Origin of the sequence: Epibacterium ulvae, from assembly GCF_018678075.1 — a bacterium.
Taxonomy (GTDB): Bacteria; Pseudomonadota; Alphaproteobacteria; order Rhodobacterales; family Rhodobacteraceae; genus Epibacterium; species Epibacterium ulvae_A.
Map to the genome: position 1 here is coordinate 1 of NZ_JAHHIR010000005.1, position 22,654 is coordinate 22,654.

The window sequence follows — 22,654 nt, forward strand, 5'->3', positions numbered from 1 at the left end:
GCATTTAACGCGGCCGAAGCTGAAGGTCGTTTGTTCGAAGCCTGGGAAAAGGCCGGCTGCTTCAAAGCAGGCGCAAATGCATCAGATCACCGCGCCGTCCACGGAAGACAAACAGATGTCCCGCGAACGGATCCTGCTTCAGCGTCTGTTCCGCCTGGGCTGCCAGCGTCGTGACCCCGCGCCGCATGTCGGTCACACCAGCCGCAAGCCAGACCCGCGTGTTCGCCGGAACAGGGATCATGCAGACAGGCCCCGGATGAGCTGGGCCAATGCTTCTGGATCATAGCTGCCGACAATCCTCAGTTGATGACCGCCCACGATATCGATCTCAATCGCATTTTGTGCGGGCTTGGTGTCAGTCGTCGAGGCCGTCTCCTTGATCGGGGTGCGGTCGACAATCTCAACAGGAAGAAAGCACGGCTCCGGGGCAGTCTGTTCTTCGACAGCCTCCAGGTCAGGCGCAAACTTGGGATCACGCAGCCATTTGTGGATCAGATTGGTGTTCATCGCGTATCGTCGGGCAACTTGCGCGACACAAACACCAGGCGCGCATGTTTGCGCGCAGATCGACACCTTCTCGTCATCCGACCAGAACCGCTTCTTCTGACCCTTCTTGCCCGCCATATACGCCCTCAAGATGTCCACTAGCAATAGTGGACACTTATCAACACACTCTATGCCGCGTCAGACCAGCCTGGCCGGACGCTTACCCCTTTGGTCGCAATCGTTGCCTTGAGCATCAGCACTTGGATTGAAGCCGACGACATCACAAACTTCGCCATTTTAGAGGGATGTATCACCGCACCGGTGCTAACGGCCGTCACTCTGATCGCTATCGGCACAATCATGGTGGTGATTACTTGGCTTGGCGCTCGCAGTCAGAACTCAGCGGGCTGACCGGACGCTTACCCTCTTGATGTGCGCAAACGCATCTCAAGTTAACTTTCTAAAACTAAGATACAGCAAAAGCGCCATGAGTTTTAAACCGCGCGTGCGAAACCCATTGCACGCGCAGCAACTGTCATGACCCCCTACTGCACACCGCACCTGGATTGGGAGAACAATCAGGGAAGGGCGTATTATGTCGGAAAGTGGCCCTCCGGGGGAGGGCCAGAGCAGTTATTCCGTGTGTAACGCTATTATTCACCAGGAACTCTGTGTGAGGTTAGGTAAACAGCTCATGCGCGAGTTCTAGCGCGTCCACCAAAGTGTCGACCTCTTCAGTTGTATTGTACATCCCAAGGGATGCCCGGCATGTCGCGGTGACACCCAAGTGATCCATCAATGGACCCGCGCAGTGGTGGCCTGCGCGCACGGCAACCCCTTTGCGATCCAGGATGGTTGAGATGTCATGCGCGTGCGCCGCACCGTTCAGGGTAAAGCTGAAAATTGCAGCCTTGCCTTGGGCTTGCCCCTGAATGTCCAACCAGTTCAGACCGGCGAAACGTTCCTGGGCGTAGTCGCGCAACGCGGACTCATGGGCGGCGATATTCGCCATCCCAATCTCCATCATATAGTCGAGCGCGACGCCAAAGCCGATGGTTTGCACGATACCGGGGGTGCCTGCTTCGAACTTCATGGGCGGATCATTGTAGATCACCGCCTCTTTGCTGACTTCCTTGATCATGTCACCACCGCCCATGAAGGGTCGCATCTCGGCCATCCGGTCGGGGTGCACGTAGATCGCACCTGAGCTGGACGGACCGTAGAGTTTGTGACCAGTGATTGCGTAGAAATCACAGCCCAGATCTTGGACATCCACGGGCATATGGACCGACCCTTGGGAGCCGTCGACCAGAACCGGCACACCTTTGGCGTGGGCGCCTTGGGTGATGGTTTTGACATCAACAACGGTGCCCAAGACATTGGAACATTGGGTAACGGCAATCAATTTGGTCTTGGGCGTAATGGCATTCAGAACCTTTTGCGGATCCAGGCTGCCGTCTGCTTCGGTGTCGACCCATTTGACCACCACACCTTGGCGTTCGCGCAGGAAATGCCAGGGCACGATATTGGCGTGGTGTTCCATCACCGACAGTACAATCTCATCACCCGCTTCCATACGGGGCATCGCCCAGGCGTAGGCGACCATATTGATGCCTTCGGTGGTGCCGGAATTCAGGACAATGTGGTCTTCGTGACCTGCGTTCAAAAACCGCGCAATGATGCCGCGGACGGCTTCGTATTTCTCTGTCGCAAGGTTCGAAAGATAGTGCAGGCCGCGGTGAACATTGGAATACTCCTCGGCGTAGGCGCGCGTGATCGCGTCAATAACCACCTGAGGCTTCTGGGCGGAGGCGCCGTTGTCCAAATAGGTCAACGGCTTGCCGTTCACCTCGCGGGACAGGATCGGAAAGTCAGCGCGGATTTTTTCGATGTCATACATAAGATATTCCTAAGTGCCCGGCAGGAAGGCCCGCCCCACAAATGCGATTGCAGCAACCACGGTCAAAAGTGCAAGCACCAAAACGCCAAACCCACGCCACGCGGACCCCAATTGGTGCACCTGGCTGATGAACTGAGCAGAGACATAAAGCGCAAAAATGGCCAATGCATATCCCAAGATTCCAGCAAGAAACGGCGTCACAATGGTCAGGAAGATGAGGCCAACAAGCGCCAGAATCTGGACGAAGTTGATCCAGACCTGACAGCTGAGCACCGCCAGAAATCCACCCTGCCCGTTCATCCAACGCCCAATGGCGGTGATGGAGGCGGTGAGTGTGAGCTGCAAAACAGAGTTTGCAATCAAATGTTGCAGCGGTGAGATGAATTGCATCAATTCGCTGGGCAGCGGCGTGACAATGGTCTGAAGCGTAAACACCAGCGCGTTCAGAACCTGCACCAAAGCAAACGCTGTCCAGACCCCTTCGCGCGGGATCCGCAGCGCCAGGAGTTGGCTGGCGGCCTGTGCCGGCGCCTGAACGGTCTGCGTGACCAGAGGACCAAATGCGATCATCAGTGACGTCTCCAATAGGCTTCGTGCAGGCCCGTGATCAAAAACCAAACGACGGCTGCACACCATAGACCGCCAACAAACGAAAGTGCGGTGCCCTCACCGATAAAACCGGCGACCAATCCGTTCAACAGCATAAGTGGGCTCGCGGCCATCATCGCCCAAAACAAGGCAACGCGCGCTTGGAACCCCTGCCCTTTGCCGCGAAACGCTTTGGCCAGCAGATGAAACACAAAGGCCAGCGTATAAAGGATCAGCGGCAGGACAAACATAATCGCCAACAGCGAGCCACCCATCAACGCGTTCAGATCCTTGTCTTCGAGATGCGCAATGCGGGCAAGCCGGGGGAGTTGTGCGATGAACATCACAGCACAGCTGCCCATGGCCAACGCCACAAGGCGGTCTTCGCGTGGACCTGCCGCAAGGCGCCGCGCCAAAACTGCGCGCGGCCCCCTGTAGGTTCTTAGGATGTCGGTCGTAACCGCCATCAGCGACGCCGCGCCAGCCAGCTTTCGAGGCGTGTTACCAGCTCTTCTGCGATCGCTTCGTCTTCGATCTCTTCCACGGCTTCCGCCAGGAACGACAGCGTCAGAAGGTCCGTGGCATCCGCATGGGGCACACCGCGAGAGCGCAGATAGAACAGCGCGTCCTCATCAATCGCACCCGAGGTGGAACCGTGCGAACAGGCCACATCATCGGCGTAGATTTCCAGCTCTGGCTTGGCGAGGAACTGGCTGTCATCATCCAACAGCAAAGACTGGGAAATCTGATATCCATCAGTCTTTTGCGCGCCTTCCTTCACCAGGATCTTACCCTGGAAGACGCCCGTTGCCCCATTGCGCAGAACCTTTTTGAAAACCTGCCGGCTTTCGCAATTCACAGCGTCATGGGTGATGAAAACAGTGTCATCGTGATGGAAATCTCCATCGCCAACACAGGCACCGGCGACATGGGCCACGGCGTCATCACCGGTCAGCTCAATCACCTGTTCGTTGCGAGTCAGAACGCCGTTGACGGTCAGAGTGAAGGATTTGAACACGGATTCGGTGCCCAGACGGGTGAACATATGGGTCGCGGCGCGACGCTCATGATCACGACCTTGCGCCCGCACGTGGTGCAAGGTGCCGCCATCGGCAATGTCGATCTCGGTCACTTTGTTAAAGCGAGACGCAGCGGGACCGTTTTCCAGGATCGTCGCCTCGGCACCGGATTCAACACGGATCACATGGTGCAGCATCACGTCGGACGTTGCGGTGCCATGTTTGTAGATCAGGTTGATCGGCTTGGACGGTTTGCCGGTGACATGGATCACCACGCCATCGCTTGCAAAAGCCGTGTTCAATGACGCCAAAGGACGCGCAACAGGCGTTTGACCACGTGCTTCAAGCACACCGTACAAGTCCTTGGCCCAATGAATATCCTTGGCGGAGAGTTCGGCCAGGCGGTCGATCTCGATACCTTCCAGCGACAGATCGTCAGACGCCTCGGCGTCAAACACACCATCGACAAAGACGACTTTCAGCCGATCGAAATCGCCAAATATCATCGTCTCGCCTGAGGTAAAGACCTCGGCCGATGGCGTATCTGCCGTGACCAAAGTATCCGGGCGGGTGTATTTCCAATACTCATCGCGACGGTCCGGCAGCCCCAGCGTCTGAACACGCGACAGCGCAGCGGCGCGTGCAGCCTCAAGACAGCCCCCCTCAGGCAGCGACAGCGTTGCAAGCCGCGCCTCGGTTGCGGTTTGTTTCAACTCGGGCAGCGCCATTATGCAAACTCCGCCAGGATGTCGGCATAGCCGTTGTTTTCGACTTCCAACGCCAGCTCGGGACCACCGGTTTTGACGATGCGACCATTGGCCATGATGTGCACCACGTCAGGTTTAATGTGGTCCAGAAGACGTTGATAGTGCGTGATAACCAGGAAACCACGGCCTTCGTCGCGCAGCGCGTTCACGCCTTCGGACACCAATTTCATCGCATCTACATCAAGGCCAGAGTCGGTCTCGTCCAGGATGCACATCTTGGGTTCCAGCATCGCCATTTGCAGGATCTCGTTGCGCTTTTTCTCACCGCCCGAGAAGCCGACATTGACCGGACGCTTCAACATGTCAGCGTCGATTTTCAGGGTCTTGGCTTTTTCGCGGATCACTTTCAGGAACTCACCAGCAGAGAGCTCCTCTTCACCGCGCGCTTTGCGCTGTGCGTTCACTGCGGTGCGCAGGAAGGTCATGTTGCCCACGCCGGGGATTTCGATCGGGTATTGGAATGCCAGGAACAGACCCAACGCAGCGCGCTCTTCCGGTTCCAGCTCGAGCAGTTCCTCACCGCCCAGAGAGGCAGAGCCTTCGGTGACTTCATAGCCATCACGGCCGGACAGCACGTAAGAGAGGGTCGATTTACCAGAGCCGTTCGGGCCCATGATCGCATGTACTTTGCCAGCTTCGACTTTCAGATCCACGCCTTTGAGGATCTGCTTATCTTCGTCTTCAAGTTTGACGTGCAAGTTTTTGATTTCGAGCATATTTTCCTCGTTTATCGTCTGTTTGAGCGTCCCGGTGCGGCCGCTGCCATTTCGTTGTGCACCATGTGGTGCCATTTTTAGAGCGCGCCGGATCCTGGTGTCGGGCCCGCGCTTATCTTCGATGTCGTCAGTTGCGGTAGACCACCGCGGGCTGTTCCGGTGCTGTGACGGTTTGCTGTTCGGGTCCGATTCGGATGTATTGGACCCCAACCCAAAGCGAATTGGGCGTCGTGTCTTGGCGTTGCTCTTTTACCCAAGTCGGGGAAAACAGCGTCTCCATCGCTTGGGGCGCCCAAAAAACCAGATTGTGCATCCCCATCACCATCGCAAAGACACCAATCCCCTGCGCCGCCTTGAACTCAGGCTCGTGGAGTTTGAACATCTCTTTGATCGCGATACAGGCCATGATCGAAATGCCCGCATCCAGCAAGAATGCCATCACATCCGCCACATTGCCCTCACCCGTCAGGTGAAAGCGCACATAGCGCACCAGAATGACCGTGAGAAACCCAGACGCCAGCGCGCCAAACAGGCTGAACGCATAACGCCCCCGCGATCCTTTGCCCAAGGCACCGGACCGTCGTCGCCGACTGGGCCGCAAGGTTTGCTCCGTCTCGTGACGTGCAGAAATGCGGTTCACTCGGTTTTGAAATTCCTCGTCAGCCACAGATTAGCCCACCGAACCTTCCAAGCTGATCGCAACAAGCTGCTGCGCTTCCATTGCGAATTCCATGGGCAGGGCCTGTAGAACTTCCTTGCAGAAGCCATTGACAACCAAGGCAACCGCCTCTTCCTCATCCATGCCGCGCTGACGGCAATAGAACAACTGGTCATCGTCCACTTTGGAGGTTGTGGCCTCATGTTCAACACGGGATGAATTGTTCTTCACCTCGATATAAGGAACCGTGTGCGCCCCGCATTCCGAACCGATCAACAGAGAGTCACACTGAGTGTAATTCCGGCTGTTCTTGGCCTTTGGATGCATGGAAACCAGCCCGCGATAGGTGTTCTGCGCCTTACCGGCAGAGATCCCTTTTGAGACAATTCGCGACTTGGTGTTTTTGCCCAGGTGAACCATCTTGGTGCCGGTGTCGGCCTGCTGATAGTTGTTGGTGATCGCGATCGAGTAGAACTCGCCCTGGCTTTCCTCACCGCGCAGGATGCAGGAGGGGTATTTCCAGGTCACGGCAGATCCGGTTTCGACCTGCGTCCACATGATCTTGGAGCGGTCACCCCGGCAATCGGCGCGTTTGGTCACAAAGTTGTAGATGCCGCCCTTGCCGTCTTCGTCACCGGGGAACCAGTTCTGAACGGTGGAGTATTTTACTTCGGCGTCTTCTTCGATGATGATCTCAACCACGGCGGCGTGCAGTTGCGCGGTGTCACGCTGTGGTGCAGTACAGCCTTCCAAGTAGCTGACATAGCTACCTTTATCGGCGATGATCAGTGTGCGTTCGAACTGGCCTGTGTTTTCCGCGTTGATGCGGAAATAGGTGCTCAGCTCCATCGGGCAGCGGGTGTTTGGCGGGATGTAGACAAAGGATCCGTCCGAGAACACTGCAGAGTTCAAGGTCGCATAATAGTTGTCGGTAACCGGAACCACGGTGCCCAGATATTTCTTGACCAGCTCGGGGTGTTCACGGATCGCCTCCGAGATTGAACAGAAGATCACGCCAGCTTTTTTCAGTTCCGCCTGGAAGGTGGTGCCCACAGAAACAGAGTCAAAAACCGCATCAACCGCGACCTTGCGGCCTTCGGCGGGCATGTCTTCGGCCCCATCGACGCCTGCAAGAATCATTTGTTCTTTCAACGGGATGCCAAGCTTTTCGTATGTGGCCAACAGCTTGGGGTCGACCTCTTCCAGAGACTTTGGCTTTTCTTCCATGCTCTTGGGGCGGGCATAGTAATACTGATCCTGAAAGTCGATTTTCGGATAGCTCACCATCGCCCAGTTCGGTTCGTCCATCTTTTCCCAACGCTGGAACGCCTGCAGACGCCATTCGGTCATCCACTCGGGCTCTTCGTTCTTGTCGGAAATCAGGCGCACGATATCGGGGTTCACACCTTTGGGCGCGTACTCCATCTCGATATCGGTTTCCCAACCGTATTTATAGGTGCTGATCTCGCGGACCGCGTCGACGGTTTCCTGATCCACACCTTCCTTGGCTTCAAATTGGTCCAAAGCGGCCATTGTCATCTCCTGCAGTCACGCCGTGCGGGCGCGGTGTTTCTTTTGTTTTTCCAACCACGCGTCGGCAAAGCGCAGCACATCATCCTTGGTCGTTCCCAACCCCAGCGAGACCCGGATCGCGCATTGGGCTATATCTGACGCAATTCCCATCGACGTCAGTACGGCACTTGCGCGCACCTTTCCGCTGGAACAGGCGCTGCCGGCGCTGATGGCGAACCCCGAGAGGTCCATCTGCATAACCTGGGTTTCCCCTTTCCAACCCGGTGTCGCGAAACACAAAGTATTGGGTATGCGCCGTGCATCTTTCCCGACAAAAATAGTCTCTTGCGCGCCAGCCACAAGAGCGTTTTCTAGAATATTTCTAAATTCGGCAATTTCGTCCCAAACGCCATTGGCCAAATCGCGTGCAGCCGCTTCAGCTGCGGCGCCGAAGCCCGCGATTCCAATGACATTTTCCGTCCCCGAACGCCGCCCCATCTCTTGGCCGCCTCCGGTGATCTGGGCGGTCAATTCGGTGCCGCGTTTCATGACAATAGCGCCGATCCCCTTGGGGCCACCCAGCTTGTGGGCCGAAATCAACGCCATTTCAGCGCCAAGCCAGTTGAACGCAACCGGTAGTTTGCCGAAGACCTGGGTCGCGTCAGTCACCGCCAGACCCGCTGGCAGATCCTGAACAATGCCAGTTTCCGAATTGCCAAGTTGCAGGGTCGCAGTCTCTGGCGTGTCAATTTGAACCTTTCCTTCACAGTCAACGACAAGATCTTCGTTAATCCAAGACCTTACAGCGTCATGTTCAATCGCAGATCCATGTAGGCCACGCCCGCCAAGCGCAAGCGCCGCACCCTCGGTTGAGCCCGAAGTGAACACCAGATCGGCACCATCCGCACCAAAGGCGGTGGCGATTTGTGCGCGCGCCTTTTCAACCAAGGACTTAGCCTTGCGCCCTTCGTCGTGCACTGAAGACGGGTTGCCACAGACATCCATCGCCTCGATCATCGCCGAACGGGCTTCGGGTCTGAGCAGCGTTGTTGCGTTATGGTCCAGATAGATACGGGTCATTGTTGCGGCCTTGTCGTCAACTCAATCGTCCACAACATCAAACAGGCTGGGCACCGCCGGACAGGGTGCAAGCTCGTTCTGGATGACATCAGACAGGCGGGTTTGATGCAAGAACACATAGACGTGGGCGCTCAACCCTTCCCACAGACGGTTGGTCAGGGATTGCGCCCGGCTGCCGGACAGTCCACCCGAGGCACCGGCCCCTTTGTGCATCGCATCAATGGTCTCTTCGACCGCGGACAAGATATCAATCACCCGGATTTCCGACGCAGGCCGCGCCAGACGATAGCCGCCGCCGGGTCCGCGCACCGATGTTACCAGTTCCGACCGGCGCAGTTTGACAAACAGCTGCTCTAGATAGGCAAGCGAGATGTCCTGGCGTTTGGAAATGTCACCAAGCGCCACAAGATCCTGCTGCGGCTGCAGAGCAATATCGGCCAGTGCCACCATCGCATAGCGGCCTTTTGTTGACAGCTTCATTGTCTTCTGCCCCCTCTACAGGCCTGTTGCCCGCGAAATCATTGACGTTTCGACGAACTGTGCGTATCTCATCGGGACGATGTTTCGGCAAGTCCAACATCAAGAAATTAGAACCGCTCTAATCTGCCCGAGGGATTCCGTCAAGAATTTGCATCGGATCAGCGAGCGCAAAACGAGAGTAGGATTTAAACCGCCCATGCCTGAGGTCATTTTTCCTGGACCCGAAGGCCGCCTGGAAGGCCGCTATCACCCGCAAAAAGAACGTGACGCACCGATTGCGATCGTGCTCCATCCCCATCCGCAGTTTGGCGGAACTATGAACAACAAGGTTGTCTATAACCTGCACTACGCCTTTTATAATATGGGCTTTACGGTGCTTCGGTTTAACTTCCGTGGTGTTGGTCGTAGCCAGGGTGAATATGATCAGGGTGTTGGTGAACTGTCCGATGCGGCATCTGCGCTGGATTACCTGCAATCGATGAACAACAACTCCAAACATTGCTGGGTCGCCGGCTTCTCGTTTGGGGCATGGATTGGCATGCAGCTTCTGATGCGGCGTCCGGAAATCACCGGTTTCATCTCGGTTGCACCACCTGCAAACATGTATGACTTCTCGTTTCTGGCGCCCTGCCCGTCTTCGGGTTTGATCATCAACGGCACATCGGACCGTGTGGCACCGCCGCCGGATACCGTGAACCTGGTGAACAAACTGCACGAACAAAAGGGCATCACCATCACCCATACCGAGGTCGAAGGTGCAGATCACTTCTTCCAGGATCAGCATATGGACACAATGGTTGATAACGTCTCTGACTATGTCAAACGCCGTTTGACGGAGACCACACGCTAATGTCGACGACCCTCGACACGCTTGCGCAGAAATTGGCGTCAGATACGCTCAAAGTGCAGGACGCGTTGGGTGAAGATCGCCTTTATATGGAGGTGGCCCAAGTTCTTGCGGCCGCCTCTCAATCCATGGAAGAAGCCTTTTTGACCGAGGTGCGCGTGCGCCTTGCGGAACAAAAAGCCCGCGAATTTCTCGAGAAAAAGCTGGCGGCCGCACAAGCCGCATTGCAGGCAAAGGATTAGTCGTGCCAAACACCCTCGCACAGCGGTTTGAGTTTTTAACTGAAATTGAAAAGCTGCGGGGGGTGAACAGGCACAACAAGCTGTTGGACGGCACCCGGGTCGAGAACTCTGCCGAACACAGCTGGCATCTGGCGCTCTACGCCTTGGTCTTGCAAAATCACGCGCCCGCGGGTGTTGATATCCAACGTGTGATCCAGATGTTGCTACTACATGATGTGGTCGAGATCGACGTTGGCGACCATCCCATTCATGAAGCGGTGGATTGGGACGCCGTTGCCCGCGCCGAAGAAGCCGCCGCCGCACGCATTTTTGACCTGCTTCCAGCCGAACAAGCCTCCACACTGTCCGCCCTTTGGCACGAGTTTGAGGGGAACGCGACCCCTGATGCGCAGTTTGCAAAAGCTCTGGACCGGGCGCAGCCGCTGTTTCAAACCCTGTGCAATCCATCCCCGGCACAGGACCACGTCGCGATCTGCCGCGAGAATATTGAGACTGGACGTGCGGCTGTATTGGAACGTCATTTGCCAAGCGCTTACAGCTATTTGCGGCGCATTCTTGATGGTGATTTATCTGGGTTTCAGGACGCAAATTTCACCGCTCAGATCGCGTTCCTCAACGAAGCCGATCAGCTCAAATCCATTTTGAGAGCGTCCAAACTGGCCGACGGTAGTCGGTATGAGAACTCGGCGGAACATTCGTGGCATATCCTGATGTTTGCCTGGATCTTGGCCTCCTATGCGCATCAAGCCGTCGACCTGCAAAAAGTGCTGACCATGTTGATCCTGCACGACCTGGTCGAGATCGACGCCGGCGATGCGCCGATACATGGCGTGGTCAGTGCCGAAGCGCTGGCCAAGGTCGAAGCCGAGGAACAGGCCGCCGCAGACCGCATCTTTGGTCTATTGCCCGAAAAACAAGGCCAGAACCTGCGTGCGATCTGGGAAGAGTTTGAGGCCTCCGAGACCCCCGAAGCGATCTATGCCAAATCGATCGACCGGGTGCAGCCAGTTTTGTTGAACCTCGCCAACGGCGGCGGCAGCTGGGTCGATTATGATGTGAGCCTGGATCAAATCGATACCCGGGTCGGTGCTAAGGTGCGTCGGGGTGCCGGGACGGTCTGGGACCATGTGCGCCCCATGGTCGCCGACTGGTTTGCGGCAAACGGGCGTGCATAATCCCTTAGCCGGGAAAAATCCGCAGGTCTGAGAGGCACCACGGTGAACTGAACAAGCATGAGGCGTCTGCGGCGAAATTTCCCGCAGGTGGTGATATTAAATTGTACAGCGCGCATATTTCGCAGCATCAGTTCACCAATCGACCAAGGAGCGCGCGATGCCCACACCTTATCTCTTGTTGTTTTTCGCCGTTTTGGCCGAAACCATTGGCACCAGCGCGCTGCAGGCCAGCAATCAATTCACCCGACTGGTGCCGTCGGTTCTGGTCGTGGTCGCGTACGGCCTGGCCTTTTATTTACTGGGTAAAACGCTGGCCTTTATGCCGGTTGGCATCGTTTATGCGATCTGGTCCGGGCTTGGCATCGTGTTGATTGCGGCAATTGGCTATTTTGTCTTTGGCCAGACCCTGGATCTGCCAGCATTGTTCGGTATCTCTTTGATCCTCATCGGTATTTTGGTCATTCACTTGTTTTCCAAAGCCACAGGCCACTGATCAATTTTGGGCAGGCGTATTTATGATGCTGCACGTGCACTTCTTTTCTCTGGCCTTCCGGGGCCGATCACGCTATGGGCGGCGCAACCTCCCTTAGAAGGCTGATACTATGGACCTGCGCAATATTGCGATCATCGCCCACGTTGACCACGGGAAAACCACCCTGGTTGATGAGCTATTGAAACAATCTGGCGCGTTCCGCGAAAACCAGGCCGTGGCAGAACGTGCCATGGACAGCAACGATCTGGAACGGGAACGCGGGATCACCATTCTCGCCAAGGCGACCTCGGTTGAGTGGAAAGACACCCGGATCAACATCGTTGACACCCCCGGCCACGCCGACTTTGGTGGCGAAGTTGAACGCATCCTGTCGATGGTTGACGGTGTTGTACTGCTGGTTGACGCGGCCGAAGGCCCGATGCCACAGACCAAATTCGTGACATCCAAAGCGCTGGCGCTTGGCCTGCGTCCCATCGTTGTAGTGAACAAAGTCGACAAACCCGATGGTGAGCCCGACCGCGCGCTGGACGAATGTTTTGACCTGTTTGCCAACCTCGGCGCCTCGGATGAACAGCTGGACTTCCCGACCATGTATGCATCTGGCCGTTCCGGCTGGGCCGACATGACATTGGATGGCCCACGCGAGGATCTGTCTGCTCTGTTTGATCTGATCGTTGAGCACGTGCCTGCACCCGCACAGATCGCCAAGAAAGACGAGCCGTTCAGCATGCTGGCGACAACGCTGGGGTCCGATCCGTTCATCGGTCGTATTCTGACCGGTCGCGTTGAAAGCGGTACGCTGAAATCCGGTGACAGCCTGAAAGCGCTGACACGCGATGGCGAGCTTATCGAAAACTTCCGCTGCACCAAAGTTCTTGCATTCCGCGGCTTGGGCCAACAGCCCATCGACGTGGCCGAAGCCGGCGACATCGTCTCCATCGCGGGGATGGCAACTGCAACGGTTGCGGACTCGCTTGTTGACCCATCGGTGAGCGAAGCCCTGCCCGCACAGCCGATCGATCCGCCCACCATCACCGTGACCTTTGGCATCAACGACAGCCCGTTGGCGGGTCGTGACGGCAAAAAAGTTCAGTCCCGTGTGATCCGTGACCGCCTGATGAAGGAAGCGGAATCCAACGTTGCGATCAAGATCAGTGACACACCAGGTGGCGAAGCCTTTGAAGTTGCCGGCCGCGGCGAACTTCAGATGGGTGTTTTGATCGAAAACATGCGTCGCGAAGGGTTCGAGCTGTCGATCTCACGTCCGCAGGTCCTGTTTTCCGAGGAAGATGGCGTGCGTATGGAGCCGGTCGAAGAAGCCACCATTGACGTGGATGACGAATACTCTGGCGTCGTGATTGAAAAGCTCACCGGTCACCGCAAGGGTGAACTGGTTGAGATGAAGCCAGCTGGCGCGGGTAAAACCCGGATCATCGCCCATGTTCCGTCGCGTGGCCTTATTGGGTATCACGGCGAATTCCTGACTGATACCCGCGGCACCGGTGTTTTGAACCGCGTGTTCCACGGCTGGACCGCCCACAAGGGTAAGATCCCTGGCCGTCGCGCAGGCGTTCTGATCTCCATGGAAAACGGCACCTCAGTTGCCTTTGCTCTGTGGAACCTGGAAGAGCGTGGCAAGATGATGATCGGTGCACAAGAAGACGTCTATACCGGCATGATCATCGGCGAACACTCCCGTGAAAACGATCTGGAAGTGAACCCGCTGAAAGGCAAGAAGCTGACCAACGTGCGTGCCTCTGGTACGGATGATGCGGTGCGTCTGACGACACCTATGAAGCTGTCATTGGAAGAAGCGATTGCTTACATCGATGATGATGAATTGGTTGAAGTGACACCAGAAAACGTCCGTCTGCGGAAGCGTTATCTGGATCCGCATGAACGCAAGCGAATGGCAAAAGCCAATCAGTAACACCGTCAAAGGCCGCTCATCAGAGCGGCCTTTTCGTTTGAGATCAGCGCCGTCTTACAGGCGGATGTCAGCGATCGACTGGGTCGATTAAATGCCGGCCTCTTCTAACTGAAGCGCCAGCCGTTCCTGGAACGGTCTCGTAAGAGGCGTCGTCATCGTCTTCAAGCGCTTCCAGGACGCTTTTAAGGATTTCAACAGCGGCTTCATTGACACCTGTTGTGCCATTTCGACCGCCCTGCGCACCATCAGGGCCGCCGCGCCACCTGGCCCGCCAGCACCTTCAGGGTCGCCGGCCTGATCGCGCAACGCTTTTGAGTCAATTCCGGCCTCGGTCAGAGCTTCACCCAAGACCACACCAATGCGAACATCCAGTTCCTTGATGCTCTGAACGATTTCAGACGCATCATTGTCACTCAGATTCTCGCTGTCGTATTGGAAAAGCACCGCTTCCAGACACGTCTTCTGTTCATCCGACAGTTCTTGAGTTTGGTTTGAGGGTATAAGATATGCAGAGGCGCCGATGCTGCTTGTTGCGTTTACCATGGTTTCTATCCACTTGATTGTTACCGTGTAGCCTTCTGGCTGCAGGCGCAGATTTGCTAGGTGGATACTTTCATTCTGCTACCAACTAAAAGTTGAATAGTTTCAATTGAATAAAACGTTGAACGTGACCGATTCCGCATGATTGAACATGCGGACCGGATGTATCTATTGAGACATTGTAACTGGCACAGGCGGCCCTGTGTTGTGGCCGTTCTGGATCAGACGCGGATGTCGACAATCGGTTCGTTTGCATCCAGCCCTGCGGCTTCCAGCTGCGTGGACAACTCGGCCCGGAATTCTTCGTCGGACGAAGTGTTTTGCTGCGCCTGTTCCAGGATCTGAACCGCTTCTTCGTTGATGCCGCCGGTGCCTGGGTTCTGAGGCTGCTGGTTCAATTGCGGCTGCAAGTCCGCACCACGACCATTGTCGTTGTCCGGGACAGATTGAACAACCTGCGACGCCTCAGCACTGCTGGGTGTCTGCGACGCTGGCTGTGCGGCTTGATCGGTGGCATCGGGCTTTGGGGCCTGCGATGACGGTTGCGACTGTGGTGACGTATAGGCTTGAGAAGTGGCTGCGCCCACGGGACCTAACATGATAAAAATCCATTTTGCTATGTTTCGACAACTGGCTGTCGTGCCCAGAAGATACGAAACGAAAATTTGGAGGTTCTTACCCATACCTTTCACTAGGCCGTGAGCGAAGCTTTGAGTTTCAGCAATTTGAATGTGAGGTGAGTAAAATAGAAATCAAATCGCGAGCGCTGGTGGCAAAAAAAACTCCCACACGGCGATTAGCCAAATGGGAGTTCTGTCTGTCCATCCAACCACAGTGGCCAGAAATAGGTTTTGTCGCGTATTTGGAACAGTTTACGCGGTGAGTTCCACAACAACCAACTCGCGCTCGGCAGCGTCTTTTGCGTGGCTCAGCGCCTCTTGGTACTCGGCACTGTTGTAGCACGCGACGGCTGCCTCAACGCTTTCGAACTTTGCAACAACATTGCGCGGGCGATCTTTGCCTTCGAGCTGCACGTAACGTGCGGCACGCGCAATAAATTCACCACCGTGTTTGGCAATCGCAGGGCCAGCGAGCTCAGCGTATTTTCCATAAGCCTCAGCGTCGGTCACAGTGACGTGGGCAATCCAAAGTGCGGACATGTCTTATCCTTCCAACAATTGTTCAGCGGCTTTGATGGCCTCATCAGCTCCGGCAAAATCTTTGCCGCCACCTTGCGCCATGTCAGGACGGCCACCGCCGCCTTTCCCACCTACGGCCGGAACCGCAGCTTTCAAGACGTCGACCGCAGAAATCTCTGCCGTCAGGTCATCGGTCACACCAGCGGCCACGGCGACTTTGCCACCGTCATCCGCGATCAACAGGATGACGCCGGAGCCGATGTTTTGTTTATGCGCATCGATCAGACCGCGCAGATCCTTGCCGGAAACCCCTTGCAAAGCCTGACCCAGGAAGGTCTTTCCACCGATCTCCTTGGTCTCAACCCCGCCGCCCGAGCCGCCGCCCATGGCCACCTGTTGCTTCAGGTTCGAGATCTCGTTTTGCAGTGCTTTGCGTTCGTCCATCAGCGCTTTGAGACGGTCCAGAACATCAACCGGTTGCGCTTTGAGCGCGGCGGCGACATCGGCCATACGGCCGGCCTCGGTCTCAAGATGCTCCAAGGCCGCCGCACCAGTCAGCGCCTCGATCCGACGCACACCCGCAGACGACGCGCTGTCGCCGAGGATCACAAAAGTGCCGATATCGCCGGTCTGTTTGACATGGGTGCCGCCGCACAGTTCCAGCGAATAGGTTTCACCATCGGACCCTTTGCCGGTCGGTGCACGTCCCATAGAGACGACGCGGACCTCTTCACCGTATTTCTCACCAAACAGCGCCTGCGCGCCAATGGCACGGGCGTCATCCGGGGTCATAATCCGAGTGGTGACAGGCGTGTTTTGGCGAATGAATTCATTCACTTCCGCGCCGACCTTCACGAGCTCTTCGCCGCTCAGCCCTTTGTTGTGGCTAAAGTCAAACCTCAAACGGTCATCCGCATTCAGCGAGCCCTTTTGCGCCACATGATCGCCAAGCGCATTGCGCAGCGCTTCGTGCAACAGGTGGGTGGCGGAGTGGTTCGCCCGGATCTGACTGCGGCGTGCGTGATCCACGGCCAGCTCGGCACCGGCGTCCAGCGCGATCTCACCTTCGGTGATTTTCGCCAGATGCAGGAACAGGCCTTCGACCTTTTTGGTGTCGGTGATTTTCGCAGCGCCACCTTCAACGGTCAAAACGCCGGTGTCGCCAATCTGGCCACCGCTTTCGCCATAAAACGGTGTTTGGTTCAGGATGATCTGAACACTGTCGCCTTTGACTGCGGTGTCGACTTGCGCGCCATCTTTGACAATCGCAACGATCTGACCTTCGGCTTTCTCGGTCTCATAGCCGAGGAACTCTGTTGAGCCTGCGGCGTCCAGAATGTCGAAATAGACCTTCACATCCGCCGCTTCACCAAGGCCAATACCGCCGGCGCGCGACTGTTCTTTCTGCGCTTTCATCGCGGCGTCAAAGCCGTCGGTGTCCACGTTGATTTCCTTGGCCCGCAGCGCATCCTGCGTCAGATCGAGGGGGAAACCATAGGTGTCATAGAGTTTAAACGCCGTCTCACCCGACAGCGTGTCGCCCTTACCCAGATCGCCCGAGGCGTCATCGAGCAGTTTAAGACCGCGGTCCAACGTCTTGAGGAAACGGGTTTCTTCCTGTTCAAAGGTCTCTTCGATCAGCGCTTGGCCCTGGCCGAGTTCCGGATAGGCAACACCCATCTGTTGAACCAACGCAGGCACCAGTTTGTGCATCACCGGATCCTTGGCCCCCAGCAGTGAGGCCTGGCGCATGGCACGACGCATGATGCGGCGCAGTACGTAGCCGCGACCCTCATTGGAGGGCAGCACACCTTCGGCAATTAGGAAAGAACACGACCGCAAATGGTCGGCGATCACCCGGTGCTGTACGTTCTGATCCCCATACGGGTCAGAGCTGGTCGCGTTGGCCGAGGCCTCGATCAATGCTTTGAACAGATCGGTTTCATAGTTGTCATGGGTGCCCTGCAGCAGCGCAGCAATCCGCTCCAACCCCATGCCGGTGTCGATCGACTGCATGTCGAGATCGACCATCGAGCCATCTGCGAACTTTTCGTTCTGCATGAAGACGAGGTTCCAGATCTCGATAAACCGGTCGCCGTCTTCTTCCGGGGAGCCGGGAGGGCCGCCCCAGATGTGGTCGCCGTGATCATAGAAAATCTCGGTACAGGGGCCACAGGGACCGGTGTCGCCCATCTGCCAGAAGTTGTCAGAGGTCGAGATGCGGATAATTCGGTCCTCGGGAACACCGACTTTCTTCCATATTTCAAAGGCTTCATCGTCTGTGTGATAGACGGTGGTGTACAGCTTTTCCTTTGGAATATCGAATTCCTTGGTGATCAGCTCCCAGGCAAAGGGGATCGCCTGATGCTTGAAATAATCCCCAAAGGAGAAGTTGCCGAGCATCTCAAAAAACGTGTGGTGGCGCGCGGTGTAGCCAACATTGTCCAGGTCATTGTGCTTACCGCCGGCGCGGACACATTTCTGCGCGGTGGTGGCACGGACATAGTCGCGCTTTTCAACGCCCGTGAAACAGTTTTTGAACTGCACCATCCCAGAGTTGGTGAACATCAGCGTCGGGTCATTGCGCGGCACCAGCGGGCTGGAATCGACAATGGAGTGTCCCTGTTTTTCGAAGTAGTTCAGGAATGTGGAACGGATTTCGTTAAGGCTCGGCATTTTCCGTCTCTCTTCTTCAGAGGCTTACACAGCGTAGTCGACCCGGTTTATCCCCCAGATGCGGTGCTGTCCACAGGATGTGCCTGATTGGCCTGAAAAAGCGGTACGAAAAAGGGCGCAGCCACGGCTACGCCCCTTTCGAAACTTGGAAGAGTTGGTGTATTACCCTTCGAGGATATCGTCATCGACCCCTTCAGGGCGTTCAAATTCAAGCCCGTGGGACGCGCGGATCTTGTCTTCGATGTCAAAAGCGATTTCCGGATGGTCACGCAGGAAGGTTTTGGCATTCTCACGCCCCTGCCCGATGCGTTCATCGCCGTATGAGAACCAGGAGCCCGATTTCTGCACCACGCTTGCGGCCACACCAAGATCCAGCAGCTCACCCATTTTGGAGATACCTTCGCCATACATGATGTCGAATTCGACTTGCTTGAATGGCGGGGCAACTTTGTTTTTCACCACCTTCACGCGGGTTGCGTTGCCCACGATTTCGTCGCGATCCTTGACGGCGCCGATGCGGCGGATGTCCAGACGTACCGAGGAGTAGAACTTCAACGCGTTGCCGCCGGTTGTTGTCTCAGGCGAGCCAAACATCACACCGATTTTCATCCGGATCTGGTTGATAAAGATAACCATACAGTTGGAGCGGCTGATCGACCCGGTCAGCTTGCGCATCGCTTGGCTCATCAGACGGGCCTGAACACCGACGCTGCTGTCACCCATGTCGCCTTCAAGCTCTGATTTTGGGGTCAGGGCCGCAACGGAGTCGACAATAACCATATTGACCGCACCAGAGCGCACCAGTGTGTCGGTGATTTCCAACGCCTGTTCACCGGTGTCCGGCTGCGAGATCAACAGCTCGTCCAGATCGACACCAAGTTTGGACGCATATTGTGGATCCAGCGCGTGTTCCGCGTCCACAAAGGCGCAAACGCCGCCTTTTTTCTGTTGTTCTGCAATGCAGTGCAGGGTCAGCGTGGTTTTACCCGAGCTTTCGGGGCCGTAAATTTCAATGATCCGCCCCATCGGCAAACCGCCAATGCCAAGCGCAATATCCAGACCCAGCGATCCGGTCGAGGAGGCTTCAATCTCAGCCAGCGCATTGTCATCGCCGAGCTTCATGATCGAGCCTTTGCCAAACTGACGCTCTATCTGCGCCAAAGCGCTGTCGAGCGCCTTTTGTTTGTCGTCGCCTTTGTTATTCTTCTTCATGGTCAAAAGATCCGCCATAGTCCCTTGTCCCTCTCTATGTGTCATACCCGCGAGGTGCCGGCAATCACTGCTTTGTTCGCCCCTTGTTCTTTTTGAGATCAAAATGAGAACATTGCAAGAAAAAACTTCTGATACCCAGTGGCACCCTTGAATGTTAAAGAGAGGTTTACAGCCTTGTTTTGGTCAAAAGAATTACTGGAACCTTTACGGAATGCTTGTCTTTTTAAAAGAAAACCTCGTTTTTCTCTCTGTGCCCAAGACCGGGACCACGGCCTATATGGAGGCTTTGGCACCGCGTGCGGATATGGTCGTCGCCAACCCGCCCGAGTTGAAACACGCGCCGGTCTATCGCTACAATCGGTGGTTTCGCCCCATGTTTGCAAAGATCTGCAGCGCCGAGCCGGAGCTTTTGGCAGTTGTGCGGGAGCCGATTAGCTGGCTGGGCAGCTGGTACAAGTTTCGCCAACGCCCCTATCTGGATGGCAAACCGACCTCGACCAAGGGTATCTGTTTTGATGATTTTGTACGTGAATACTGTCGTGGCAAGCCGGCGGCATTTGCCAATATTGGCAGCCAGGTCAAGTTTCTGGAACCACAACCCAATGGCTGCAAGGTCACCCATGTGTTTCGCTATGAGGAGCTGGACAAGCTGGACGCCTTTTTAAATGCGCGCCTTGGCGTGAACATTCAGACGCCCAAGGCCAATGTCAGTGCCAGCATTCCCCTGCAGCTATCGTCGCAAACAGAAGAGATCCTGCGTCGCAAGAAGGCCGACGAATTCGCCCTGTATGATGGGATCCCACAAGGCGAAGCTTGATCAGGCCTCAATCGGTTCCATCTGCGCATGCACGGTCTCGGTCAACTGGTTGAGCGAGAAGGGTTTGGGCAAGAAGACCGAATTGGGCACTTCCGGCTCAGAATCGTCAAAGGCCCCTTCGGCATAGCCCGAGACAAAGACCACGCGTGTTTCTGGTCGGGTGACCAAGGCTTGGCGGACCCAGGTGGGGCCATCCATGCCGGGCATGATCACATCCGTTACAAACACATCCACATGCAGCGCGTCATCTTCTAGAACATGCAACGCCTCTTCGGCGGACTCCGCCTCAAGCACCGTATAGCCCCGCATCCGCAAGGCGCGCGAGGCAAAGGCGCGCACAGGTGCTTCGTCTTCGACCAGCAGCACCACGCCTTCGCCATGTGATGGTGCGGCCTTTTCTGATACTTTCTCGACCGGCTCTACGTCTGCGGCAGTGACCTGGCGGTGGACCGGGAAGTAGAGGGTGAACTGTGTGCCCTGCCCTTTGACCGAGTCGACAAAGATAAAGCCGCCAGTCTGTTTGATGATCCCGTAGGCGGTGGACAGACCCAGACCGGTACCTTCGCCGGTGCGTTTGGTGGTGTAAAACGGCTCAAACACTTTTTCCAGGCGATCTGCATCAATGCCTATGCCTTCGTCGGCAACCCGAATGGTCACCCAATCGCCGGCCGGAACCGCGGCGCGATTGCGTTGCAGGGTTTTCTCCAGATGGATCACTTCGGTCTCGATGCGGATTTCGCCCCCTTGCGGCATCGCATCGCGCGCGTTCACCACAAGGTTCATCAAGACCTGTTCCAGCTGTCGTTTGTCCGCCCAGATGGACTTCATAATCGGATCATGGCTGAGGGTCAGCGTCACCTTTTCTCCCACTAGCCGGTTCAACAGATGCGTCAGATCCGACAGGGTGTCGCGCACGTCCAGAACTTCGGGTTGCAGGGTCTGTTTGCGTGAAAACGCCAGCAGCTGGCTGACCAAGGCGGCCGCGCGGTTGGCGTTTTCATGGATCTGGATCAGATCGCCATAGTCCTGATCGCCCTGGTCATGACGCAGCAGCAACAGGTCACAATGGCCCGAAATTGCGGTCAGCAGGTTGTTGAAATCATGGGCAACACCACCGGCCAATTGACCAATCGCCTGCATCTTCTGGCTTTGCACAAATTGTGCTTCTAGGGTCTTCAACTCCGTCGCGTCGTTCAACACGGCGATCAAAATCGGGTCACCGTTTTCCAGCACACGCGTCAGGGTAACCTGGACAAATGTCTCGCGGTCACGGCGCGAGATACGAAGGAATTCGGATTTATTCGGCGCGATCCCTTTGACCGTATCAGACAACCAGTCGGTCATCGGACGGCCCAGACCTTCCATCACCTGGCCGAGCTTTAAGTTCTCGCTGCTTTTCACCCCCAAAAGCGCCAAAGCCATGCGGTTGATAAACAGAACTTCGCCGGTTGGGGCCACTTTCAGGAAAGGAACGGGTAGCGTTTCAAAATCTGTCTGCCCCCCAGCGGCTTGGGTCGAATCCATCTCGATGAAATAAAGCTCACGCCTCCCTTGGCTGCGCTCCATCTCTTGCACCAGGACCTGTTTCAAACCGGCTTTGGTGGCAATCGTTTGGATCTGGCCTGGCTCCATTTCCTCGTTGGTCAAAATCGCATCCAGCGATTTGATCCGTTCGCCAAAGAAATGCCGCGAAGCCTCGTTCATAAACAAAACCGAGCCGGTGCGGCCCACGGTCAACATAGGAAACGGCGCGTTTTCGCGGCTGCGGGTGTTTTGGGGACGTTCTGCAATTTCCTCGATACGCCACAGATAACTGCCGGAGGCCATCTTGTGCACGCTCAGCCGCACATGCCCCTGTCGCGTCACGATATCTTCGCGGGCGGAGCCTTCCATCTGGGCCCGGCTTTTGAGACGAAACAAGACCGCAGATGGGTTGGCAAGGATGGAGCGTAGATTACCGCCCAGCGTATCCTTTTCCACACCGTTGAATTTCTCGATCGCGGCGGCATTGCAGGCGTGTACCACACCTTCGTCATCGGTGACAAAACTGGGGGTCGCATCATTTTCGATAAAGCCGGTCAACAGCTCGGTCGCCATGCCCCGTGCCCGCAGCTGCTGGCGGCTTTTGATCATCAAAAGCGTGGCCACCAGGGCAAGGGTCAATCCGACCGAGATCAACCCGCGCCCGACCCATTCCTGAAACGACAGCACAAACGGCGCCGCAATCAGGAAAAGGGATAGAACAAGCGTTGCCGTTAACCGGGAAAATTCTGGCGAAAACACCCGCAACTCGGGCACGAAAGTCTTGGGGCGTCCGATCATTGCGGCTCCGTAGAGGTTCTCTTAACGTTGCTTGATCAATGGGTAATCAGAGTTA

General features: G+C 56.2%; 22 protein-coding genes and 1 pseudogene. 6 read left to right on the forward strand and 17 right to left on the reverse strand.

The window, feature by feature from the left end:
- Positions 1 to 79: 79 nt before the first annotated feature.
- From tnpB to KMP13_RS00490, 11 genes and pseudogenes are all read right to left on the reverse strand, one after another.
- Positions 80 to 241, reverse strand: a pseudogene (gene tnpB, locus KMP13_RS00440) (IS66 family insertion sequence element accessory protein TnpB); the annotation flags it as partial.
- A complete protein-coding gene (gene tnpA, locus KMP13_RS00445; protein WP_215263473.1) occupies positions 238 to 624 on the reverse strand; it encodes an IS66-like element accessory protein TnpA in 387 nt (128 codons plus the stop codon). The gene tnpA and the pseudogene tnpB, both read right to left, overlap by 4 nt.
- Positions 625 to 1,165: 541 nt before the next feature.
- Positions 1,166 to 2,386: a cysteine desulfurase gene (locus KMP13_RS00450; protein ID WP_215263474.1), complete on the reverse strand. Its 1,221-nt coding sequence runs from the start codon at positions 2,384 to 2,386 to the stop codon at positions 1,166 to 1,168.
- 9 nt (positions 2,387 to 2,395) lie between these two features.
- A complete protein-coding gene (locus KMP13_RS00455) occupies positions 2,396 to 2,956 on the reverse strand; it encodes a YIP1 family protein (RefSeq protein ID WP_215263475.1) in 561 nt (186 codons plus the stop codon).
- Complete coding sequence (locus KMP13_RS00460) at positions 2,956 to 3,441, reverse strand: YIP1 family protein (RefSeq protein WP_215263476.1); 486 nt, start codon at positions 3,439 to 3,441, stop codon at positions 2,956 to 2,958. Before KMP13_RS00460 ends, KMP13_RS00455 begins: the two co-directional genes overlap by 1 nt.
- Positions 3,441 to 4,721, reverse strand: a complete 1,281-nt coding sequence (gene sufD / locus KMP13_RS00465) for a Fe-S cluster assembly protein SufD (protein WP_215263477.1) — start codon at positions 4,719 to 4,721, stop codon at positions 3,441 to 3,443. Before sufD ends, KMP13_RS00460 begins: the two co-directional genes overlap by 1 nt.
- Positions 4,721 to 5,476 (reverse strand): Fe-S cluster assembly ATPase SufC, encoded by a 756-nt coding sequence (gene sufC, locus KMP13_RS00470; RefSeq protein WP_215263478.1) that lies wholly within the window; start codon positions 5,474 to 5,476, stop codon positions 4,721 to 4,723. The genes sufD and sufC overlap by 1 nt, the downstream gene beginning before the upstream one ends.
- A gap of 127 nt (positions 5,477 to 5,603) precedes the next feature.
- Positions 5,604 to 6,143, reverse strand: a complete 540-nt coding sequence (locus tag KMP13_RS00475; protein WP_215263479.1) for a hypothetical protein — start codon at positions 6,141 to 6,143, stop codon at positions 5,604 to 5,606.
- A gap of 3 nt (positions 6,144 to 6,146) precedes the next feature.
- Positions 6,147 to 7,667 carry a Fe-S cluster assembly protein SufB gene (gene sufB, locus KMP13_RS00480; protein WP_215263480.1) on the reverse strand — a complete coding sequence of 507 codons (1,521 nt, stop codon included), beginning with the start codon at positions 7,665 to 7,667 and terminating at the stop codon, positions 6,147 to 6,149.
- 15 nt (positions 7,668 to 7,682) lie between these two features.
- Positions 7,683 to 8,726, reverse strand: coding sequence for a cysteine desulfurase family protein (locus KMP13_RS00485; protein WP_215263481.1), 1,044 nt, complete (start codon positions 8,724 to 8,726; stop codon positions 7,683 to 7,685).
- Positions 8,727 to 8,747: 21 nt separating this feature from the next.
- Positions 8,748 to 9,206, reverse strand: a complete 459-nt coding sequence (locus KMP13_RS00490) for an Rrf2 family transcriptional regulator (RefSeq protein WP_215263482.1) — start codon at positions 9,204 to 9,206, stop codon at positions 8,748 to 8,750.
- A gap of 196 nt (positions 9,207 to 9,402) precedes the next feature.
- Here KMP13_RS00490 and KMP13_RS00495 point away from each other — a divergent pair, with 196 nt between their 5' ends.
- The 5 genes from KMP13_RS00495 to typA all read left to right on the forward strand — a co-directional run bounded on the left by KMP13_RS00495 (position 9,403) and on the right by typA (position 13,893).
- Positions 9,403 to 10,056 carry an alpha/beta hydrolase gene (locus tag KMP13_RS00495; RefSeq protein ID WP_215263483.1) on the forward strand — a complete coding sequence of 218 codons (654 nt, stop codon included), beginning with the start codon at positions 9,403 to 9,405 and terminating at the stop codon, positions 10,054 to 10,056.
- On the forward strand, positions 10,056 to 10,295 hold the full coding sequence (locus KMP13_RS00500; protein WP_215263484.1) for a hypothetical protein: 240 nt from the start codon (positions 10,056 to 10,058) through the stop codon (positions 10,293 to 10,295). Before KMP13_RS00495 ends, KMP13_RS00500 begins: the two co-directional genes overlap by 1 nt.
- A gap of 2 nt (positions 10,296 to 10,297) precedes the next feature.
- Positions 10,298 to 11,470, forward strand: a complete 1,173-nt coding sequence (locus KMP13_RS00505) for an HD domain-containing protein (protein ID WP_215263485.1) — start codon at positions 10,298 to 10,300, stop codon at positions 11,468 to 11,470.
- 157 nt (positions 11,471 to 11,627) lie between these two features.
- The gene (locus KMP13_RS00510) at positions 11,628 to 11,963 is read left to right on the forward strand and encodes an SMR family transporter (RefSeq protein ID WP_215263486.1); all 336 of its coding nucleotides are present in this window, start codon (positions 11,628 to 11,630) and stop codon (positions 11,961 to 11,963) included.
- Positions 11,964 to 12,072: 109 nt separating this feature from the next.
- Positions 12,073 to 13,893, forward strand: a complete 1,821-nt coding sequence (gene typA, locus KMP13_RS00515) for a translational GTPase TypA (protein WP_215263487.1) — start codon at positions 12,073 to 12,075, stop codon at positions 13,891 to 13,893.
- Positions 13,894 to 13,980: 87 nt separating this feature from the next.
- Here typA and KMP13_RS00520 read toward each other — a convergent pair whose 3' ends face one another.
- The 5 genes from KMP13_RS00520 to recA form a co-directional block, all read right to left on the reverse strand.
- A complete protein-coding gene (locus KMP13_RS00520; protein ID WP_215263488.1) occupies positions 13,981 to 14,436 on the reverse strand; it encodes a hypothetical protein in 456 nt (151 codons plus the stop codon).
- Positions 14,437 to 14,654: 218 nt separating this feature from the next.
- Positions 14,655 to 15,032: a hypothetical protein gene (locus tag KMP13_RS00525; RefSeq protein WP_215263489.1), complete on the reverse strand. Its 378-nt coding sequence runs from the start codon at positions 15,030 to 15,032 to the stop codon at positions 14,655 to 14,657.
- Between the two features lie 273 nt (positions 15,033 to 15,305).
- Positions 15,306 to 15,593 carry a DUF1330 domain-containing protein gene (locus KMP13_RS00530; RefSeq protein ID WP_215263490.1) on the reverse strand — a complete coding sequence of 96 codons (288 nt, stop codon included), beginning with the start codon at positions 15,591 to 15,593 and terminating at the stop codon, positions 15,306 to 15,308.
- 3 nt (positions 15,594 to 15,596) lie between these two features.
- Entirely contained in the window at positions 15,597 to 18,248 is a 2,652-nt protein-coding gene (gene alaS / locus KMP13_RS00535; RefSeq protein WP_215263491.1) for an alanine--tRNA ligase, read from the reverse strand.
- Positions 18,249 to 18,410: 162 nt separating this feature from the next.
- Positions 18,411 to 19,478 (reverse strand): recombinase RecA, encoded by a 1,068-nt coding sequence (gene recA, locus KMP13_RS00540; protein ID WP_215263492.1) that lies wholly within the window; start codon positions 19,476 to 19,478, stop codon positions 18,411 to 18,413.
- Positions 19,479 to 19,671: 193 nt separating this feature from the next.
- On the opposite strand from recA, the gene KMP13_RS00545 reads away from it, so the two are divergent.
- Positions 19,672 to 20,277, forward strand: coding sequence for a sulfotransferase family 2 domain-containing protein (locus KMP13_RS00545; RefSeq protein ID WP_215263493.1), 606 nt, complete (start codon positions 19,672 to 19,674; stop codon positions 20,275 to 20,277).
- Here KMP13_RS00545 and KMP13_RS00550 read toward each other — a convergent pair whose 3' ends face one another.
- Positions 20,278 to 22,599, reverse strand: coding sequence for a hybrid sensor histidine kinase/response regulator (locus tag KMP13_RS00550; RefSeq protein WP_215263494.1), 2,322 nt, complete (start codon positions 22,597 to 22,599; stop codon positions 20,278 to 20,280).
- Positions 22,600 to 22,654 lie beyond the last annotated feature (55 nt).

Excerpts from the sequence above, each read along its gene's own strand:
- tnpA (WP_215263473.1), bottom strand. The coding sequence starts at position 624 with ATGGCGGGCAAGAAGGGTCAGAAGAAGCGGTTCTGGTCGGATGACGAG.
- KMP13_RS00450 (WP_215263474.1), bottom strand. The coding sequence starts at position 2,386 with ATGTATGACATCGAAAAAATCCGCGCTGACTTTCCGATCCTGTCCCGC.
- KMP13_RS00455 (WP_215263475.1), bottom strand. The coding sequence starts at position 2,956 with ATGATCGCATTTGGTCCTCTGGTCACGCAGACCGTTCAGGCGCCGGCA.
- KMP13_RS00460 (WP_215263476.1), bottom strand. The coding sequence starts at position 3,441 with ATGGCGGTTACGACCGACATCCTAAGAACCTACAGGGGGCCGCGCGCA.
- sufD (WP_215263477.1), bottom strand. The coding sequence starts at position 4,721 with ATGGCGCTGCCCGAGTTGAAACAAACCGCAACCGAGGCGCGGCTTGCA.
- sufC (WP_215263478.1), bottom strand. The coding sequence starts at position 5,476 with ATGCTCGAAATCAAAAACTTGCACGTCAAACTTGAAGACGAAGATAAG.
- sufB (WP_215263480.1), bottom strand. The coding sequence starts at position 7,667 with ATGGCCGCTTTGGACCAATTTGAAGCCAAGGAAGGTGTGGATCAGGAA.
- KMP13_RS00485 (WP_215263481.1), bottom strand. The coding sequence starts at position 8,726 with ATGACCCGTATCTATCTGGACCATAACGCAACAACGCTGCTCAGACCC.
- KMP13_RS00490 (WP_215263482.1), bottom strand. The coding sequence starts at position 9,206 with ATGAAGCTGTCAACAAAAGGCCGCTATGCGATGGTGGCACTGGCCGAT.
- KMP13_RS00495 (WP_215263483.1), top strand. The coding sequence starts at position 9,403 with ATGCCTGAGGTCATTTTTCCTGGACCCGAAGGCCGCCTGGAAGGCCGC.
- KMP13_RS00500 (WP_215263484.1), top strand. The coding sequence starts at position 10,056 with ATGTCGACGACCCTCGACACGCTTGCGCAGAAATTGGCGTCAGATACG.
- KMP13_RS00510 (WP_215263486.1), top strand. The coding sequence starts at position 11,628 with ATGCCCACACCTTATCTCTTGTTGTTTTTCGCCGTTTTGGCCGAAACC.
- typA (WP_215263487.1), top strand. The coding sequence starts at position 12,073 with ATGGACCTGCGCAATATTGCGATCATCGCCCACGTTGACCACGGGAAA.
- KMP13_RS00520 (WP_215263488.1), bottom strand. The coding sequence starts at position 14,436 with ATGGTAAACGCAACAAGCAGCATCGGCGCCTCTGCATATCTTATACCC.
- KMP13_RS00525 (WP_215263489.1), bottom strand. The coding sequence starts at position 15,032 with ATGTTAGGTCCCGTGGGCGCAGCCACTTCTCAAGCCTATACGTCACCA.
- KMP13_RS00530 (WP_215263490.1), bottom strand. The coding sequence starts at position 15,593 with ATGTCCGCACTTTGGATTGCCCACGTCACTGTGACCGACGCTGAGGCT.
- alaS (WP_215263491.1), bottom strand. The coding sequence starts at position 18,248 with ATGCCGAGCCTTAACGAAATCCGTTCCACATTCCTGAACTACTTCGAA.
- recA (WP_215263492.1), bottom strand. The coding sequence starts at position 19,478 with ATGGCGGATCTTTTGACCATGAAGAAGAATAACAAAGGCGACGACAAA.
- KMP13_RS00545 (WP_215263493.1), top strand. The coding sequence starts at position 19,672 with ATGCTTGTCTTTTTAAAAGAAAACCTCGTTTTTCTCTCTGTGCCCAAG.
- KMP13_RS00550 (WP_215263494.1), bottom strand. The coding sequence starts at position 22,599 with ATGATCGGACGCCCCAAGACTTTCGTGCCCGAGTTGCGGGTGTTTTCG.